This window comes from Caballeronia sp. LZ065, from assembly GCF_031450975.1.
In the GTDB taxonomy this organism is placed as follows: Bacteria; Pseudomonadota; Gammaproteobacteria; order Burkholderiales; family Burkholderiaceae; genus Caballeronia.
The window spans coordinates 73,022-90,672 of sequence record NZ_JARUXV010000003.1 but is presented as its reverse complement, the minus strand read 5'-3'; the positions used below and the strand labels follow the sequence as shown (position 1 = coordinate 90,672).

The 17,651-nt window shown below is 66.0% G+C and carries 16 protein-coding genes; 9 read left to right on the top strand and 7 right to left on the bottom strand.

The features are described from left to right. The first annotated feature begins 192 nt into the window (after positions 1-192). The 4 genes from QCE63_RS20720 (at position 193) to QCE63_RS20705 (ending at position 4,991) form a co-directional block, all read left to right on the top strand. Complete coding sequence (locus QCE63_RS20720) at positions 193-1,503, top strand: MFS transporter (protein WP_309835656.1); 1,311 nt, start codon at positions 193-195, stop codon at positions 1,501-1,503. Positions 1,504-1,510: 7 nt separating this feature from the next. Continuing rightward, positions 1,511-3,235, top strand: coding sequence for a D-lactate dehydrogenase (gene dld, locus QCE63_RS20715; protein WP_309835654.1), 1,725 nt, complete (start codon positions 1,511-1,513; stop codon positions 3,233-3,235). 75 nt (positions 3,236-3,310) lie between these two features. Then, a complete protein-coding gene (locus tag QCE63_RS20710; RefSeq protein ID WP_309835653.1) occupies positions 3,311-4,564 on the top strand; it encodes an aconitase X catalytic domain-containing protein in 1,254 nt (417 codons plus the stop codon). Next, positions 4,551-4,991, top strand: coding sequence for an aconitase X swivel domain-containing protein (locus QCE63_RS20705; RefSeq protein ID WP_309835652.1), 441 nt, complete (start codon positions 4,551-4,553; stop codon positions 4,989-4,991). The genes QCE63_RS20710 and QCE63_RS20705 overlap by 14 nt, the downstream gene beginning before the upstream one ends. Here the strand turns inward: QCE63_RS20705 and QCE63_RS20700 are convergent. The 6 genes from QCE63_RS20700 to QCE63_RS20675 are packed head-to-tail and all read right to left on the bottom strand — an operon-like array spanning position 4,978 to position 11,404. Beyond that, positions 4,978-5,688, bottom strand: a complete 711-nt coding sequence (locus QCE63_RS20700) for a GntR family transcriptional regulator (RefSeq protein WP_309835650.1) — start codon at positions 5,686-5,688, stop codon at positions 4,978-4,980. The genes QCE63_RS20705 and QCE63_RS20700 overlap by 14 nt on opposite strands. A 50-nt stretch (positions 5,689-5,738) precedes the next feature. Further along, positions 5,739-6,974 carry an amidohydrolase family protein gene (locus QCE63_RS20695; protein WP_309835649.1) on the bottom strand — a complete coding sequence of 412 codons (1,236 nt, stop codon included), beginning with the start codon at positions 6,972-6,974 and terminating at the stop codon, positions 5,739-5,741. A 16-nt stretch (positions 6,975-6,990) separates the two neighbouring features. After that, positions 6,991-7,989, bottom strand: coding sequence for a 4-hydroxyproline epimerase (locus QCE63_RS20690; RefSeq protein WP_309835648.1), 999 nt, complete (start codon positions 7,987-7,989; stop codon positions 6,991-6,993). Then, complete coding sequence (locus QCE63_RS20685) at positions 7,986-8,888, bottom strand: dihydrodipicolinate synthase family protein (protein WP_309835647.1); 903 nt, start codon at positions 8,886-8,888, stop codon at positions 7,986-7,988. Before QCE63_RS20685 ends, QCE63_RS20690 begins: the two co-directional genes overlap by 4 nt. A gap of 27 nt (positions 8,889-8,915) precedes the next feature. Next, positions 8,916-10,154 (bottom strand): FAD-dependent oxidoreductase, encoded by a 1,239-nt coding sequence (locus QCE63_RS20680; RefSeq protein ID WP_309835645.1) that lies wholly within the window; start codon positions 10,152-10,154, stop codon positions 8,916-8,918. Next, a complete protein-coding gene (locus tag QCE63_RS20675) occupies positions 10,151-11,404 on the bottom strand; it encodes an MFS transporter (protein WP_309835644.1) in 1,254 nt (417 codons plus the stop codon). The genes QCE63_RS20680 and QCE63_RS20675 overlap by 4 nt, the downstream gene beginning before the upstream one ends. Positions 11,405-11,645: 241 nt before the next feature. Here QCE63_RS20675 and QCE63_RS20670 point away from each other — a divergent pair, with 241 nt between their 5' ends. Then, positions 11,646-12,740, top strand: coding sequence for a hypothetical protein (locus QCE63_RS20670; RefSeq protein ID WP_309835641.1), 1,095 nt, complete (start codon positions 11,646-11,648; stop codon positions 12,738-12,740). 35 nt (positions 12,741-12,775) lie between these two features. On the opposite strand, the gene QCE63_RS20665 is transcribed toward QCE63_RS20670, so the two are convergent. Then, positions 12,776-13,525: a phosphatase PAP2 family protein gene (locus QCE63_RS20665; RefSeq protein WP_309835639.1), complete on the bottom strand. Its 750-nt coding sequence runs from the start codon at positions 13,523-13,525 to the stop codon at positions 12,776-12,778. Between the two features lie 238 nt (positions 13,526-13,763). Between QCE63_RS20665 and QCE63_RS20660 the strand changes: the two genes are divergently transcribed. The 4 genes from QCE63_RS20660 to QCE63_RS20645 all read left to right on the top strand — a co-directional run bounded on the left by QCE63_RS20660 (position 13,764) and on the right by QCE63_RS20645 (position 17,633). Further along, complete coding sequence (locus QCE63_RS20660) at positions 13,764-14,195, top strand: BPSL0067 family protein (protein WP_309835638.1); 432 nt, start codon at positions 13,764-13,766, stop codon at positions 14,193-14,195. A gap of 37 nt (positions 14,196-14,232) precedes the next feature. Next, the gene (locus QCE63_RS20655) at positions 14,233-14,526 is read left to right on the top strand and encodes an STY0301 family protein (protein ID WP_309835636.1); all 294 of its coding nucleotides are present in this window, start codon (positions 14,233-14,235) and stop codon (positions 14,524-14,526) included. Between the two features lie 112 nt (positions 14,527-14,638). Beyond that, complete coding sequence (locus tag QCE63_RS20650; protein WP_309835635.1) at positions 14,639-15,007, top strand: hypothetical protein; 369 nt, start codon at positions 14,639-14,641, stop codon at positions 15,005-15,007. A gap of 277 nt (positions 15,008-15,284) precedes the next feature. Then, a complete protein-coding gene (locus QCE63_RS20645) occupies positions 15,285-17,633 on the top strand; it encodes a filamentous hemagglutinin N-terminal domain-containing protein (RefSeq protein WP_309835633.1) in 2,349 nt (782 codons plus the stop codon). The last annotated feature ends 18 nt before the right edge of the window (positions 17,634-17,651 follow it).

Genomic DNA, 17,651 nt, shown 5'->3' with positions numbered 1-17,651 from the left:
TGCCGTGCGGAAATCCCCCCTGCCGCGCCGCCATTGACTACGATGGTCAAACCCCGCTGGCACGCCAACAATAACTGGTCGGACCACTGGTCCGGTGTCTCGACAGCCTCCTGCAGTCGCGGAACAATGCGCGTCAGCCACTCAGTTGCGGCGCAAGTCCGCACACGTCGCACACGCACCAGGAGACACGCGATGACGCCACAATCCACCCCCGCCTTCGAGAACGCCACCTACGCCCGCGTCACCTGGCGCCTGCTGCCGTTTCTCTTCATCTGCTATGTCGCGGCCTATCTGGACCGCGTCAATGTCGGCTTTGCGAAGCTGCAGATGCTCAACGACCTGAAGTTCAGCGAATCGATCTACGGACTCGGCGCGGGTATTTTCTTCATCGGCTATTTCGTGATCGAGGTGCCGAGCAATGTGCTTCTGCATCGCGTCGGCGCGCGCGTGTGGATCAGCCGCATCATGATCACGTGGGCGCTGGTGTCGGCGGCCTCGCTCTTCGTCAAGACGCCGGCCATGTTCTACACGCTGCGCTTCCTGCTGGGCGTCGCCGAGGCCGGATTCTTTCCCGGCATCGTGCTGTACCTGACGTACTGGTATCCCACCACGCGACGCGGCCGCATGAACGCGCTTTTCATGATGGGCATTCCGGTCGCCGGCGTGCTTGGCGGCCCGTTGTCCGGCTGGATCATGGCGGCGTTCAACGGCGTTCACGGACTCGCCAACTGGCAATGGCTCTTCCTGCTCGAAGCCATTCCCTCGCTGCTGCTCGGCGTGCTGACCCTGTTCATGCTGCCCAACGGCATACGCGCGGCCTCGTGGCTGAACGAGCGTCAAAAGCAGCTTCTGGAGGACAACATTTCGCGCGACGCCCCCGAAAACGCCGATCACTCGCTCAAAAGCGTGGTGACGAACGGCCGCGTGTGGCATCTGGCGGCGATCTACTTCTGCTGCATGATGGGCCTGTACGGCGTGAGCTTCTACCTGCCGACGCTCATCAGGGCGGCGGGCGTCAAGGATGCCTTCGATGTCGGTCTGCTCACGGCCATTCCTTATGCGGTCGCGATCGTTGCGATGACGCTGGTGGCCCGCAGTTCGGACCGCCGCAACGAAAGGCGCCGGCATCTTGCCGTCGCGGCGCTCGCGGCCGCCGTGGGCTTCTACGCGAGCACGCTGCACAGCGGCAACCTGATGCTCTCAATGCTGACGCTCTCGCTCGGCACGGCCGGCGTGCTCTCGATGATGCCGGTCTTCTGGACCTATCCGAGCAGCGTGCTGACCGGCACCGCGGCCGCAGCCGGAATCGCGATGATCAATTCCATCGGCAATCTGGCCGGTTTCGTCAGCCCGTCGATCATCGGCTGGATGAAGGACGTCACCCACAGCACGAATGCGGGACTTGCCGTGGTCGCCGCTGCGCTGTTGCTGGGCGCGCTGCTGACGCTCACGCAACGCGCGACGGTCGCAGCGCCCGCCGCCTCGGGCCCGAGACAGGCGTGAGGCCATCATGTCCGATACGGCTCAAACCTCCATCCCGTTCGAGAACGCCGGCAAGAACCTGCTCGCTTCGCTGGGTGAGATCGTCGGCGTGCGCAACGTGCTCACCGGCGACGCGCCAACCCGCCGCTATCGCACCGGCTATCGCTTCGGCAGCGGCCGCGTGCTGGCCGTGGTGCGTCCTGGCACGCTGCTGGAACAATGGCGCACGCTCGCCGCATGCTGCGCGGCGCGCGCCATCGTCATCACGCAGGCATCGAATACCGGGCTGACCGGCGGCTCGACACCCGACGGCAACGGCTATGACCGCGATGTCGTCATTGTCAGCACGACGCGCATCCGGCGCGTGCATCTGCTAAAGGGGGGCAGCCAGGTGGTCTGCATCGGCGGCACGACGCTCGATCAGCTCGAAACCACGCTCAAGCCGCTCGGACGCGAACCGCATTCGGTGATTGGCTCGTCGTGCATCGGGGCGTCGGTGCTGGGCGGCATCAGCAATAACTCGGGCGGCGCGCTCGTGCATCGCGGACCGGCCTACACGGAAATGGCGCTGTTCGCCGTCGTCGATGCCTCGGGCACGCCGCGCCTCGTGAATCACCTCGGCATCGAACTGGGCGGCTCGCCGGAGGAGATGCTGACGCGCGTCGAAAGCGGTGCGTTCCGCGACGCCGATGTCCACGCCGGCGCCGCGGCTTCGGATCACGACTACGCGACGCACGTCCGCGACGTCGATGCACCCACGCCCGCGCGCTTCAACGCCGACCCGCGACGGCTGTTCGAAGCGTCGGGCTCGGCGGGCAAGGTGATGATCTTCGCGGTACGGCTCGATACCTTCGAGGCCGAACGCGGCGCGCAGGTTTTCTACATTGGCACCAACGATACGGCCGTGCTGACGCATCTTCGGCGACACGTGCTGGCGAACTTCGCGCATCTGCCGGTGGCGGGCGAATATCTGCACCGCGATGCCTTCGACGTCGCGCGCCGCTATGGCAAGGATCTGTTCGTCATCATCGACCGGTTCGGTACGCGCCGTCTACCGCTGTTCTTCAATCTCAAGACGCGCGCGGATGCCTGGTTCGAGCGCTTCGGCTTCATGTCGAAGCACCTGACGGACCGTTTGCTCCAATGGTTCAGCGAGCGTCTGCCGGAACATCTGCCGGCGCGTCTGCTGGAGTTTCGCGAGCGTTACGCGCATCACCTGATGCTGAAGATTCCGGCCGCCGGCGTCGCGGAGGCGCGCGCGTATCTGGAGCAGCACTTCGCGAGCGGTGAGGGCGCGTACTTCGAATGCACCGATGACGAAGGCCGCCGGGCTTTTCTGCATCGCTTCGCGGCGGCGAGTGCGGCGGTGCGCTATCGCGCGGTGCATCATCGCGACGTGGAGGATATCGTCGCACTGGACATCGCGCTGCGCCGCAACGATCGCGAATGGTTCGAGCAATTGCCGCCGCAAATCGAGCAGCCGATCCTGCTGAAGCTGTATTACGGGCACTTCCTGTGTCACGTGTTCCATCAGGACTATATCGTCGCGAAGGGCCACGACTGCATGGCGCTCGAACACGAGATGCTCACCCTGCTCGATGAACGCGGCGCCGAATATCCGGCCGAACACAATGTGGGGCATCTGTACGAAGCGAAGCCGCAGCTTGCGGAGTTCTACCGCACGCTCGATCCGTGCAACTGCTTGAATCCGGGCATCGGCAAGACTTCGAAGTTCGCCGCGTATCGGGAGTGAAAGGCGCTGAGAGTCTTTGAGCCAGAAGCGCAAATCCGCTATCCTGACGCGGACCTCTTCATCTCGTTCCGCTCGATGCTCACTCTCAGTCCGCGCGACCGCGCGATGCTCAACGGCGATTTCGGCGCAGGCGTCGCGCTGGCGATGCGCATCGTCGTCGCGACGGCTCGCGTGATGGACGCCCGCGCGTTGATCGACATCACGTCGGCGCACATCGACGGCTGTCTCTATCACGGCGCGGCCAGTCTCGACTTCGTGGAACGGTTCGTCGCGAGCGGCGCGAAAGTGTCCGTGCCGACCACGCTCAATGTCGGCTCGCTCGATCTCATCCATCCCGAACTGTTTCGCGGCGAAGCCGATCTCGCCCGCGCGGGCACGCGGCTGATGCAGGCGCATGTCGAACTCGGCTGCGAGGCGAGCTTCACGTGCGCGCCGTATCAACTGCGGCATCGGCCAAAGCTGGGCGATCAGATTGCCTGGGCCGAATCCAATGCCATCGTGTTCGCCAATTCCGTGCTCGGCGCGCGCACGAGCCGCTATGGCGACTTCCTCGATCTCGCCGCCGCCATCACCGGCCGCGTGCCGCACGCGGGACTGCACGTGACCGAGAATCGCGCGGCCCGCGTCGTGATCGAAGCGCCGGACGTGAGCGCGTCGCCGCATCGTGACGCGCACTTCGCCGCGCTCGGTTTCGTGCTCGGCGGTGAAGTGGGCGCGACGGTCGCCGCGATCACCGGCCTGCCCGCCGACACCACCGAAGACGAACTGAAGGCGCTCGGCGCGGCGGCGGCATCGAGCGGCTCGGTGGCGCTGTTTCATGCGGTCGGCATCACGCCGGAAGCCGCGACGCTCGACGCCGCATTGCAAGGCCGCGCGCCCGAACGCACGCTGCGCGTGAGTCCGGCGGATCTCGCGGCTGTACGCGCACGCTGGAGCCGCGCGCGGCCCGGCGATGCGCTGGCCGCCGTGAGTCTCGGCACGCCGCACTTCTCCGTCGATGAATTCCGTACGCTCGCCGCCTTGTTCGAGCGTCACGAAGGCAAGCCGCGCAGCGATTTCTACGTCAATACAAGCCGCTTCGTGCTCTGGCAACTCGAACAGGAAGGCATCGCGCAGACGCTCGGCGAGCGCGGCGTGCAGATCGTCGTGGATACCTGCACGTACATCACGCCAGTGATGAAACAGGTGACGGGGCTTGTGATGACCAATTCCGGCAAATGGGCGCACTACGCGCCCGCGAACATCGGCGTGACGGTGGCGTTCGGCAGCATGAGCGAATGCGTGCGTTCGGCCTTCGAAGGACAGGTGTGGTTCGATGAAAGCATTTGAAGCCGTCGCCCTGGTTCCGGGCCAAGCGCGCGCGGCCGGCATCGCGTTGCCGCCGCTGAGTTTCTGGGGCGGCTATGATGCGGCGAACGGCGTGATCGTCGATGCCACGCACGCAGGCCACGGCGCGAGTCTCGCGGCGCGCATCCTCGTGATGCCGCGTGCGCGCGGATCGAGTTCGAGCAGCAGCGTGCTCGCGGAAGCCGTGCGCAACGGGACAGGGCCGGTCGGCATCGTGCTGACCGAGCGCGATTTGATTGTGTCGATCGGCGCCATCGTCGCGAACGAACTTTACGCGAAGCACGTACCCGTCGTGATGGTCGATGAAGCCGCGTTCGCACAGATCGCGGCCGCGCCTGACCCCATGCAAATCGACATCGACGCGCGCGACCCGGCGCTGCCCGCGCGCGTCCGCCTCATCGCGCCATGATGGTCTCGACCACCGCGATGATCTGCTGCGCGGCCGTCTTCACGTGCTGTTCGAGCAGCTTCGCGCCGAGCTTCGCATCGCGCTTCCGGCATGCCTCGACGAGATTCATGTGTTCGTCGTGCGACTGCTCGCGGATCGGCACCTGCACGACCTGAAAGCGGAAATAGCGGTCGCTGCGGTCATGCAGCCCGCGCAGCATCTGCAAGGTGATGTCGCGTCCGGCGGGCAGATAGAGGGTCTCGTGCAGACGCCAGTTCAGCTGGCCCCACAGGCCCGACTCGGCCTGATCCATCTCGTTCACGAGCTTTTCGGCCCGCGCGATATCGGCGTCGCTGATATGCGGAATGGCCTGCGAAAACAGCCACGGCTCCAGACGCAGCCGGATCTCGAACGTCTCCTGCACCTCGCCTATCGACAACTCCGCCACATATGCGCCCTTATGCGGCACCTTGGTCAGCAAGCCTTCGCCGACCAACCGCGTGATGGCCTCGCGGACGGGCACGCGGCTTACACCGAGTTCATCGGCAAGCGCTTCCTGACGCAGCACTTCGCCGGGCGCGAGATCGCCGGACAGGATGCGCTGCCGCAGCGCCGTGGTGACGAGTTCGACCGTCGTCGTACGCACGATCCTGCGCGTGGTATCGGCGGAATCGGGCGCTTCGGCGCTGCGGCGGGTTGAAGTGACGGCTGAAGGCATGTGAATCGTTTATGCGGTGTCGATGGAAGTTGCCATTCTGGCACGCAACTTCAGCGCAAGGTCTCGCGCACCCAAGCGCCCTGCTTCATCACGCCCGCGATGCGCTCGCCCTGCCCCGTCAGCACGCGAATGTCCTTCAACGGATCGCCGTCCACGACGAGCAGATCCGCGAACGCGCCCGCCGCCACGACGCCCAGCTTGCCCTTCATGTTGACGATTTCCGCGCCGATGGCCGTCGCCTGGCGAATCGCCTCGAACGCGCCGACGATCTCCGCGCGAATCGACAACTCATCGCTCTGGAACTGATGCATGTCGCCGAGCAGGTCCGAGCCGAGGCCCATCTTCACGCCGCGTTTGTGCAGCATCGCGACGGCTTCGAGACCGCGCTTGCGCACCGACTCGTTCTTCGCAAGCGTGTCCTCGCCCAGGCCCATCTGCGCGCCGACGCGGGCCATCGCGTCATAGGTGACGAGCGTGGGCACGGCATAGGCGCCGTGTTCGAGCATGGCGTCGGCGGCTTCCTCGTCGATCAGATTGCCGTGCTCGATGGTCCGCACGCCGAGCCGCACGACCCGCGCAATCGCCTTCGGCGTATAGGCATGCGCCATCACATAGGTCTGATGCGACTCCGCTTCCTCGACGGCGGCCTTCACTTCATCGACGGAGAATTGTAGGTTGCCGATCGGATCCGTGGGCGACGCCACGCCACCCGACGCCATGATCTTGATGTGATTCGCCCCGGCGCGCATTTCCTCGCGCACGGCCTTGCGCATTTCATCGACGCCGTCCACCACGCGTCCGATCGCTCCCATGTTGCGATTGCAGCCGCACGGATCGGGGTCCGAGTTGTCGAAGCGTTCGCGGAAGTCGCCATGCCCGCCGGTCTGCGAGAGCGCCTTGCCCGCGACGAACAGGCGCGGCCCCGCGATCACGCCTTCCTCGACGGCGCGCGACAGCGCATAGTCCGCGCCGCCCGCGTCGCGCACGGTGGTGAAGCCGCGGTTGAGCATGCCCGCGAGAATCGGCACCGCGCGCAGCACAGCGAAGGTGTTCGGCAGACGGCTGTTGTTGCCGAGATGCGCCACCGACGCGATCACATGCACATGGCAATCGATCATGCCCGGCATCACCGTCTTGCCGCCGACATCGATCACCTCCGCGCCGCCCGCGTCGACCGGCTCGCGCGTGACTTCGCGAATCGTGCCGCCTTCGATGACGATGGAGTAACGGCCGTCGTCGCGTTCATGATCGACGTCGAGCACGCGTGCATTCTTCAGGATCAGCATGAATGAGTCTCTCCGGTTACTTGAGCAGGAAGCCGTGCGCGAGCGGATCGCGGTCATCGACAAAAATCGTGTTGTGGCCCGTCACGCGCGCCCAGCCTTCAATGGCCGGCACGATGGCATCGTATTCGCCGACGCGTGCCGCTTCCATCGGCACGCCTTCGAACAGCGTGCCGATGATGCTCTCGTGCACGAAGCGCTCGCCGATCTTCAACTGGCCCTTCGCGACCCGCTGCGCCATGCGCGCCGACGTGCCGGTGCCGCACGGCGATCGGTCGATGGCCTTGTCGCCGTAGAACACCGCGTTGCGCGCGCTGGCGCCGGTCACGGTGGGCTCGCCGGTCCACATTACGTGACTGAGGCCGTTGATTGCATCGTTCCCGGGATGCACGAAGCGGTACTTCTCGTTGGCGCGTTGCCGCAGCAGCGGGCTCAGACGTTGAATGTCTGAAGGCTTGAGCGTGTGCAGGCCTTCGTAGTGACGCTGCGGTTCGACGATCGCATAGAAGTTGCCGCCGTAGGCCACGTCGAAGCGAATCTCGCCGAGACCGTCCACGTCCACCGAGAGATCCCGCGAATGCAGGAAGGACGGCACATTGACGAGCTGCACCGAGTCCACATGCTCGCCGTTCATCCGATAACGCGCGACAACTACGCCGGCGGGCGTGTCGAGCCGCAGCACGCCCGGCTCGCGCGGCCGCACGAGACCGTTCTCGATTGCCGTCGTGACGGTGCCGATGGTGCCGTGTCCGCACATCGGCAGGCAGCCGCTCACCTCGATGAAGAGAATCGCGAGATCGCAATCGGGGCGCGTCGGCGGATAGAGAATGCTGCCGGACATGACTTCGTGGCCGCGCGGCTCGAACATCAGCGCGGTGCGGATCCAGTCGAACTCGCGCAGAAAATGCGCGCGCCGTTCGATCATGCTCGCGCCTTCGAGCGGCGGCGCGCCGCCCGCGACCACGCGCACCGGATTGCCGCAAGTGTGTCCGTCGATGCAGAAGAACGTGGACTTCATTGTTCGAGTGCCCGCACACTGGCGATCGCCTTCTCCACGATCTCGATGGTCCGCTGCCGCTCCTCGCCTTCCAGCATCAGGCGCGGCGCTTTCACGTATTCCGGATAGCCGGCCGTGATGTTCTCCGCGAGCTTGATGTACTGCACGAGCTTGACGTGCGTGTCGAGATGGAACAGGTCGATCAGCGCGCGATACAGTGCGCGCGCCTTGTCGTATTCGCCGTTGACCGCATGATTCAGCAGCGCGACGGATTCCTTCGGCATCGCGTTCGCCATGCCGGACACCCAGCCGGTGACGCCGAGCGCGACCGATTCCACGATCAGGTCATCCACGCCGCAGAACACGACGAAGCGCTCGCCGAAGCGCGCATAGAGATCCGTCACGCGGGTCGTGTCGTAGGTCTCTTCCTTGATCGCGACGACGTTGGCCTCATCGGCGAGTTGGGCAAGCAGGTCCGGACGCATGTCGACGCCATAGCCGCGCGGATTGTTGTAGATCATCAGGCCGAGGCGCGTCGAGCGCGCGATCGAACGGTAGTACTCCACGGTCTCGCGATCGTCCGAGCGGTACGTCAGCCCCGGAAACACCATCAGACCCTGCACGCCGATCGCTTCCGCATCCTTCGCGAACTGCATGGCGTTCGCCGTATTCAGCTCCGCGAGGCCCGAGATGACCGGCACGCGCCCCTTCACCGTTTCGACTGCGATCTTCAGCACCGTGCGCTTTTCGTCCGGCGTGAGCTGGGCGTTCTCGCCGACCATGCCCATCATCACGACCCCGCCGACACCGCTCTCGATCAGCCGGTTCAAGCCGCTGACGATCGCCTCCTGATCCAGCGAGCCGTCCTGCTTCAGCTTGGTCGTGACAGCGGGGAAGACACCTTTCCAGTTCACTTGCATGTTTGCTCCTCCAGTGGATGTGAATGCTCAGAAACGTGCAATCGAATAAGGCGCGAGCGGCACGCGCGGCGTGCGGCCCGCCAGCACGTCGGCGACGAGTGCGGCGGTGGTCGCCGACTGCGTCAGCCCGAGATGGCCGTGGCCAAATGCGTAGACAACCGATGGCACGCGCGGCGACACGCCGATCACCGGCAGCGAATCGGGCGTGGCGGGACGATGACCCATCCATCGCGCGGCGCCGGTGTCGTCGATGCCGGGCAGGAAGCGCTTGCCGAGCGTCAGCAGCGCGTCGCTGCGGCGGTAGTTCGGCGGCGCGTCGAGGCCCGCGAACTCGGCCGCGCCACCGATGCGCATGCCGACATCGAGCGGCGTCGCGACGAACTTGCGTTCCGCGAAGATCACCTCGCGATTCAGCGCAATGCCGTGCCGGGGCAGCGTGGCGTTGTAGCCGCGCTCGCTTTCCAGCAGCACCCGGTCGCCGATGGACCGCGCCAGCGCCTCCGACCACGCGCCCGCCGCCACGACGATGCGGCGTCCGCTCACGCGTGTGCCGTCATCGAGCGCGACGCTGCCGGGCGCCTCGACAGCGCGCGCCACGCCCGTCACGAAACGCGCACCGAGCGCGCGCACGCGTTCGCGCAGCAGCGTGACGATGCGGCGCGGGTCGCCGATATGGGACCAGTCATCGAGAAACACGCCGTGTTTGAAAACCGGCGCGAGCGCGGGCTCGCATTCGCGCACCTGCTGCGCGTTCAGCGCGTGCCAGCGCGCGCCCAGTTCACGTTTGAAGGCCCATTCGTCCTGATCGGCGGCAAAGGCTTCATCGGTTTCATAGACGGTCAGCGCGCCACGGCGATAGTGCATGGCCGTGGCGCCGATGTCGTCGAACATCGGCAGGATGTCGTCGTACACGCGGTTGTTCAGCAGCGCGAGCGCATGCGACACCGCCTGGTATCGCTCCGGCTCGGCGGCGCGTCGGAACGCCATGAACCACGGCAGCGCCTTCGGCAGATGCTTCCAGTCCACGGCCAGCGGCCCGAGCGGGTCCATCAGCCACTTCAGCGCCTTCGAGACCATGCCATGCACGGCGATCGGCGTGCTCTCGCTCACCGCGATGCCGCCCGCGTTGCCGTGCGACGCGCGGTCGCCTTCGAAATCACGGTCCACGATGGTCACGCGAGCGCCGTCGCGCAGAGCCGCCCACGCGCACGCAAGGCCGATCACGCCGGCGCCGATCACCACGACATCATGTGTTTCTTCGTTCATTGCAAGGGATCGTGCGCCGTTTCGCGGATGGTCATGACGGTGAGCGTGGAAAGGAGCGCGGCCAGCATCACGAAGAACGCCGGCGACAGCGGCGAACCGGTGGCCTTGATGAGCGCGATCGAGATCATCGGAGCAAAGCCGCCGAACACCGCGTTGGCAATGCCGTAGCCGATCGACATCCAGGTCGTGCGGATCTTCGTCGGGAACAATTCGGACAGCACGGCCGGCCCGACACCCGAGAAGATGCCGATGATGACGCCGCCCACCACTTGCACCGCGCCGACGACAGCCGCCGACTTGTAGGCAAGCATCAGATGGAAGATGGGATAGGGCAGGACGAGGAACGCCACGCAGCCGATTGCGTAGATGGGCTTGCGTCCGAAGCGGTCGGACGCCGCGCCCCAGAACGGAATCGACGCCGTCATGACGATCAGTCCGGCCGTGTTGAGCCAGAGCGCCGTGGAAGAACTCATGCCGACGTACTTCGTCGTGAACGAGGGCAGATAGTTGAGCAGCACATACAGCGAAACCGTCCAGACGATCACGAGGCCGCACGCCTGCAAGCCGAGCAACGCGGGGGCGCGGCGCGGCGTGGCGGGCGCATCTTCGCTGGCGCTTTGGTAGACGGGCGTCTCCTCGCTGCGCTTGCGGATGATCCAGCCAATCGGCCCGATCACGATCGCCCCGATGATGAACGGCACGCGCCAGCCCCAGTCGAGCATGGCCTGCGGTGAGAGCAGCGTGGTCATCAGCGCGGCCGCGCCGGAGCCGAGCAGCATGCCGCCGAGCGTGCTGCATTGCTGGAAGCTGCCGTACAGGCCGCGCTTCTTCGGCGGCGCCCACTCCACCAGGAACGCCACCGCGTTGCCCAGTTCCCCGCCGACGGAAATGCCCTGCAGCATGCGCGCCGCCACGAGCAGGACCGGCGCCATGATGCCGATGGACGCGTACGTCGGCAGCAAGGCCATGAACAGCGTGGCGGCGGCCATCAGCGGCATGACGAAGGTCAGCGTCCACTTGCGGCCTTTCTTGTCGCCGAGCCAGCCGAAGATGATCGCGCCGAGCGGCCGCGCAGCAAAGCCCAGGCCGAACGCGCCGAAGGTGCCGAGCATGGCGGCGAAGTCGTCGCCAGTGGGAAACATCACTTTCGCGATCACGCTCGCGAGAAACGCGTAGGTTCCGAAGTCGAACCATTCGAGGATATTGCCGACCACCGCCGCCGTCACCGCGCGGCTGGTCTGCGTGGACATGCGTGGACTTTCGCTGGCGGCGTAAGGGCTTGCAACTGCTTGGGCGCGATCGGTCATGACAGCTCCGGAGAGGATGCGATATCTGGACAGGCGATTCGGTTCCGGGCGATTGTGCGCCGATCTGTTTCCTGAATCAAGGATTTTGGATCCAAAAATGATCGGGCGAGATGGGATGCGAGATCACCGCATGACGCGCGCCGATGCTCCGTAAAGTGTCTGCGTGCGCCAACAAGGAGTCGTCATGCAGATCACGTCCTCATCCCGCTCGCCTTCGCCGGCGGCCGATTCAACGGACACGTCGCCCTCCGACGAAACCCTCGCCACGCTTCCTTCGACGGTCGATCGGGACATGGTCCGGGAATACAGCGGCTATCTCGATCAGACCAGCTTCACCGACTACGCGACGCCGCCATCCGGCGATCCGTCGACTGGCGCGTCGTCGGCGACTTCAGACACGCTCCCACGCGGAGGCGCGCTGATCCCGAGGTGGACCGGACCTCAGGCTCAGGAAGCGGCGCGGCAGTGGAGCAACACAATGGACCTCGTTCATCGCGGCGAGGCCGACGAAAGACCGGAAGTCCGCCGCGCCGCCGCCGACCTCGAGCGCGACGCCGTTGCCCAGCAGCAGGCGTTTCTGGTCGAGGCGGTGCATGACCATAGGCACCGTCTGACGCCGCCTATCGGCTGGCAGGACATTTCCGACGATGCCCCGAAGCTCGAGCGTTTCGGCCTGACGCCGGCCGATCTCAAGCTGCCGGGCTCGGGACTCGCCGCGCGGCTGTTCGAACCCGACGCGGCGATCTTCGGTCATGACCTGAAGCCCACGCTGGCTTTCGAACGAACCGACATTCCCAGAGCCAAGGACTGGAGCACCAACGTTGCGCAGGCCTTCAATCTGGCGGTGAGCGCGCCTCAATATGAGCGGGCGGTGCAGATCGGCAACCAGATCCGCCAGCACGGCGCGGCCGGCGATCTTTATCTGGCCGGCCACTCGCTGGGCGGCGGTCTCGCGGCGGCGGCGGCCACGGCCAGCGGCGCGACCGCTTTCACGTTCGGCGCCGCGGGCCTTCACCCGGCCACGGTGACGCGCTACGGCGGAACGCCCCAGCCGAGACAAATCTACTCGTACCGCGTCGATGGCGACGCGCTGATCAACATGCAGAACAAGCACGCCAATCTTCCGAAGGACGTCGGCACGCGGTTCGATCTGCCGGCGACGAGCGCCAGCCCGTTCCTGCGACACTTCATCGAGGACTACTGGTCCGGGTTGGCGCGGGTCGTCGGACAGGGGCGCATGAATCTCGATATCGCGTTGAATCATGGGACGCGCGTCTGATTCACGGTATGAGCATGGGCTCGACGCCACGGGCCTCAACGGATGCGCCGCCGCGCCAGTTCCGCGACGCCGATGCACAGCGCCAGCCACGCGCCGCCTGCCGCGAAGCCACCGATCACATCGCCGGGAAAATGCACGCCGACCACGATACGGCTCGCGCCTATTGTCAGCACCAACAGACAGGCCAGCGCGACGATGAGCGGGTCCCAGCGCGTGGGCGCGATACGCAGCAGCACGTACGCGCACATGCCATAACAGACGATGGAGCCGAAGGTATGCCCGCTCGGAAACGCGAAGCTCTCAGGCAGCGGCACGAGCGCGCCCGACGGGCGAGCGCGGCCCATCAGCGACTTGAGCGCGTGATTGAGCAGCGCGCCCGCGCCGGTGACCGCCGCGAGATAGATCGCAAGCCCGACGCGGCGCGCGAACAGAAGCGCGACGCAGGCGAGCGCGCACAACAGCGTGAGCAACCAGGGGTCGCCGAGATGCGTGGCGCGCCCGAACCAGCGCGCGGCAGCGACCGGCACGCCGTTCCGCACGGCATCGAGCATCAGCTGATCCGCTGATGCAAACGCGCTGCCGTGCGCGATACGCGTTGCAATGGCGATGAAGACGGCCGCGCCGAATGCCGCCGGCAGGAACGTGGCGATAGCGACGCCCGGCGCGGACATGTGCGGCCGGCGCGCGGCATGCGTCCACGCGAACCAGGCCACGGTGGGCACGACGACCAGCAGCATCGCGATGATCGGCAAGGCATGGCGTTGGGCGAGCGCCGTGTAATCCATAAGGTGTCGGTTTCCTCACTCGATGAAGGGCTGCATGCACGGAGATCATGGTAGCCGACGCTGCATCTGGCTTCGATCTTCGAGTAACTAAATCGGACAAATCGCGTTATGAAAAGCACTTCATGTTGATAACCTTGGATCGAAACGGCATGCCCTTGCCGCAGCCGTCTTGCCTGACGTCTTGCCTGACGGCCCGGCAAGCATTGCTTGCTCAACCTTCGCTATCCTGTCCGGACCCATGAGCTACGTCAGCCGAAACTACAAGCACGCCACCCATGCGCGAGAAGGTATGTGGGTATGCGCCCCCAGTTCTCCGAATGGCCCGTATGCAGATGCGTTTCCCGCCGCACTCGAGGGCCCGCCGCATTACTGCGGCGAATGCGTGTCATACGTCAAGCAAGTATGCCCTTCGCTTCCGGAAACGTCCGTCTGGCGCAAAGGGGCGCCGGTAAAGGGAAACGGGCATATCGTCGAAGGAACGGTCATCGCCACCTTCGACCGTTACGGTCACTTCCATGGGCATGCAGCCATCTATGTGGGTCAAGGGCCGGCGGGCGTCTCTGTGTACGACCAGTACGCTCATCCGCGCAAGCCCGTCGGGCCGCGGGTATTGCGCTGGGGCCATGCATCGGATGTGAACAACGGGGACAAGTTTTATGTCGTCGAGTAAGGCTGCGCGTTGGGCGTGGTGCGCCTGCGCCGCCACCGTGAATCCAGTCAGCGCGGCGCAACTCAGTTGCCCCGTGCTGCCCGACACCCACGAACGCTACGTCCAGTTATTCGATGGCGCGCCAGGCGAGCAGGTTTCCCTCGTCGCCGACCAGTGGGACGACCATCGCGGCAGCTGGAAAGTCGGTTACGTGTACGACCAGGGTCGCTCGCTCACGCTGCAATGCGTCTACGCCAATCAGGCCATGCGCGACATCGCCATTCCCGGGCGCGTCGACGTGTGTCGCTATCGCACAGACAGCGCCGGCCTGACAAAGCTCGATTGCGAGTAACGCGTCACCGCTCGGCCGTTCAAGGCGCACTCATGCGCGCGACGGCCTGCCCGACACACGGCCCGCGTGCTATCGTCATTGCGTCGTGTATCGCCTGCCGCGCGCCGCCCTCATGAGCCACGTCCGCTATCCTCTCGGACCCGATGACCGGGTGCATCTGCTGTGCTGGCTCACGTGCGGATTCCTCGGCGCGTTCTATCTCGACGGCGACTGGCCCGATCCCTCCTTCCAGGTGCGCGCGGCGCATCGCTGGCTCGACCGGCATCATCGCGCAGCCGACTGGATCGAAACCGCGCGGCTCTCGGTCACGGCGCAAGCGCTCGCTTCCCGTCTGTCGACCCTGCTGGACAACGACACCGCACGCGACGACGTCGAACGCATTCTGGACAGCGAAGAGCTCGACTACGAGAACGCGCTGGTCCAGCGCATCTATCACGAATGCCGGGCCACGCTCGCCAACAAGGGCAAACCTCTGCATTGAATCGTTTGCGACCGCGCGCAGCGATCAAATTTCATGCCGCGGCGAACGCGCGTCTTGATGCGCCGGAGGTTGCGGCAGCGACTTTTTTTTCGCTCTGAAGAATGTGCGCCACCCCACATTGACGGCGTGCAGCGCGTTGCTACCATCGGCGCGCCTGCTCGCACGTCGATGTTCGCGCCTCGCGATCCTCATTGATCCCGAAGCGAATTGGCACCACCGTCAGCGGCCACCCGATCCGGAATAACCGAAAACAAATGGACACTGAACGGAGGTCGCCATGCCCCGCTGCATTCATTCGCCCGTTCCACCATCCTCGACGCGCCTGCGACCGCTCGCGGCGCTCGTGCCTTTGATCGCGGGCCTCACCTATGCCGCCGTTGCCCACGCCGCGCCGCCGCTTCCGAGCGGCGGCCAGTTCGTCGCGGGCAGCGGCTCGATCGGCGGCGGCGGTCAGTCGCTCACCATCAATCAGACGACGTCGCGCGGCGTGATCGACTGGAACAGCTTTTCGATCGGCAGCGGCCGGCAGGTCACGTTCAACAACGGCAGCGGCGCGACGCTCAATCGCGTGACCGGCGGCGACGCGTCGGTGCTGCTCGGCCGGCTGAGCGCGAGCGGCAGCGTCTATCTCGTCAATCCACAAGGCGTGCTTGTCGGACCCGGCGGCGTGGTCGCGACGGGTGGGCGCTTCGTCGCCTCCGCGCTGGATGTCGGCGACGCCGCGTTCATGCAAGGCGGCCCGCTGACGCTCGCGGGCGGCGGCAATGGCATGGTCATCAACCTGGGCAAGATCGGTTCGAGCGGCGGCGACGTGTTCCTCGTGTCGCGCACGGCCGTCATCAACGCCGGCGCCATCAGCGCGCCGCAGGGCACCGCCGAACTTGCGAGCGGCAGCCAGGTGCTGCTGCAGGATGCGTCGGGCGGCCAGCAGGTCTTCGTGCAGGCCGGAAGCGGCGGCTCCGTGATGAACGCCGGCGCGATCCAGGCGGCGCAAGCCAGCCTGCAAGCCGCCGACGGCAACGTCTTCGCGCTCGCCGGCAACAGCGCGGCGATCCGCGCGACCGGCACCGCGACGCGCGACGGCCACGTCTGGCTCGTCGCCGATCAGGGTGCGGTACACGCCAACGGCACGATCACGGCAGCCAATGCGAACGGCAGCGGCGGCGCGGTGGAGACGCACGCCAACGCGCTCGATGTCGCGGGCGCGGACGTGCATGCGGGGACCTGGACGCTCGGCGCGCCTGCGCTCACCGTCGATCAACCGACCGGCGCCGCGCTCGCGCGCAGTCTCGCCAACGGCACTTCGGTGGTGGCCCAGAGCAGCAGCGGCGATCTCGCGGTGAACGGCCCGGTGCAGTGGAACGGCAATGGCTCGCTGACGCTGAATGCGGCGCACAGCGTGTCGATCGGCGCCGGATCGACGCTTGCCAACAGCGGCAGCGGCAACCTCACCCTGCGCGCCGATGCAGGCGGCGCCGACAACGGCGGCAGCGTGACCAACGGCGGCACCATCGACTGGTCGAAGAGCGGCGGCATCGTCAGCGCGCTGTACGACATGAACGGCAGCTACGCGCCGGGCACGGTGCTCACGAACAGCGGCTGGACGGCGGCGCAATACAGCGGCCTCGTCACGCAGGCGACCGGCTACAAACTCGTCAACACGCTGGCGGACCTGAAGAACGTCTCGCAGAACCTTGCGGGGAACTATGCGCTGGGCAAGGACATCGACGCGAGCGCAACCGCCTATCCGAACTATTTCACGCCGATCGGCCAGACCACCGCCGCGCCCTTCACCGGCCAGTTCGACGGCTTCGGCCACACCATCGACCAGCTCGCCACCACCGCCGATCTCGACAACGACTACTTCGGCATGTTCGGCGTCATCGGCACGAAAGGCGTCGTGCGCGACCTGAACCTGACGAACGGCAACACGGGCGGCAATACGTCAGGCGGGCTGGGCCTGCTCGTTGGGCAGAACAACGGCTACGTCACCTATGTCAACACCACCGGCAGCGTCTCGCAGAACGGCTTCGGCGGCTTTGGCGCGGGCGGCGTCGCGGGCGTCAACAACGGCACCATCGCACGCTCGTCGAGCACGGCGGACGTCGGCTACCAGACGGCGGCGGGCGGACTCGTCGGCGTGAACAACGGCACCATCGCGCAGTCGTATGCGACCGGCTTCACGCGCGGCGGCACGCACGGCAACACGGGCGGACTCGTCGCGTTCAACTCGGGGCTCATCACGCAGTCGTACGCGACGGGTGGCGTCGGCGGCTTCGGCGGCGGCGGACTGGTGTACAGCAACGGCACGACCGGGGTCATCAACGAATCCTTCGCCACGGGACAGGTGGGCGGCGGCGGGCCTCCGGGCGATCCGGAAGGCGGCATCGCGGCCTACAACACGGGCGCCATCCACAACAACGTCTACTGGAATCGCGACACCACCATCCGCAGCACCGCCGCCGCGTCCAACTCGGGCACCGCGCCGTCCGACGCACACGGGCTCAGCACCGCGCAGATGAGCAACGCATCGAACTATCTGAACTGGAACATCCCGGCAGGCGGCGTGTGGGCAATGCCCGCCGGCGCCACGCATCCGGTGCTCCAGTGGCAGCAGGCGCATTGAGGCGTTGAACGAAGGCGC

What these genes read in the sequence shown, in the direction of transcription:
- QCE63_RS20720 (WP_309835656.1), top strand. Translation starts at nt 193, where the DNA reads ATGACGCCACAATCCACCCCCGCCTTCGAGAACGCCACCTACGCCCGC.
- dld (WP_309835654.1), top strand. Translation starts at nt 1,511, where the DNA reads ATGTCCGATACGGCTCAAACCTCCATCCCGTTCGAGAACGCCGGCAAG.
- QCE63_RS20710 (WP_309835653.1), top strand. Translation starts at nt 3,311, where the DNA reads ATGCTCACTCTCAGTCCGCGCGACCGCGCGATGCTCAACGGCGATTTC.
- QCE63_RS20705 (WP_309835652.1), top strand. Translation starts at nt 4,551, where the DNA reads ATGAAAGCATTTGAAGCCGTCGCCCTGGTTCCGGGCCAAGCGCGCGCG.
- QCE63_RS20700 (WP_309835650.1), bottom strand. Translation starts at nt 5,688, where the DNA reads ATGCCTTCAGCCGTCACTTCAACCCGCCGCAGCGCCGAAGCGCCCGAT.
- QCE63_RS20695 (WP_309835649.1), bottom strand. Translation starts at nt 6,974, where the DNA reads ATGCTGATCCTGAAGAATGCACGCGTGCTCGACGTCGATCATGAACGC.
- QCE63_RS20690 (WP_309835648.1), bottom strand. Translation starts at nt 7,989, where the DNA reads ATGAAGTCCACGTTCTTCTGCATCGACGGACACACTTGCGGCAATCCG.
- QCE63_RS20685 (WP_309835647.1), bottom strand. Translation starts at nt 8,888, where the DNA reads ATGCAAGTGAACTGGAAAGGTGTCTTCCCCGCTGTCACGACCAAGCTG.
- QCE63_RS20680 (WP_309835645.1), bottom strand. Translation starts at nt 10,154, where the DNA reads ATGAACGAAGAAACACATGATGTCGTGGTGATCGGCGCCGGCGTGATC.
- QCE63_RS20675 (WP_309835644.1), bottom strand. Translation starts at nt 11,404, where the DNA reads ATGTCCACGCAGACCAGCCGCGCGGTGACGGCGGCGGTGGTCGGCAAT.
- QCE63_RS20670 (WP_309835641.1), top strand. Translation starts at nt 11,646, where the DNA reads ATGCAGATCACGTCCTCATCCCGCTCGCCTTCGCCGGCGGCCGATTCA.
- QCE63_RS20665 (WP_309835639.1), bottom strand. Translation starts at nt 13,525, where the DNA reads ATGGATTACACGGCGCTCGCCCAACGCCATGCCTTGCCGATCATCGCG.
- QCE63_RS20660 (WP_309835638.1), top strand. Translation starts at nt 13,764, where the DNA reads ATGAGCTACGTCAGCCGAAACTACAAGCACGCCACCCATGCGCGAGAA.
- QCE63_RS20650 (WP_309835635.1), top strand. Translation starts at nt 14,639, where the DNA reads ATGAGCCACGTCCGCTATCCTCTCGGACCCGATGACCGGGTGCATCTG.
- QCE63_RS20645 (WP_309835633.1), top strand. Translation starts at nt 15,285, where the DNA reads ATGCCCCGCTGCATTCATTCGCCCGTTCCACCATCCTCGACGCGCCTG.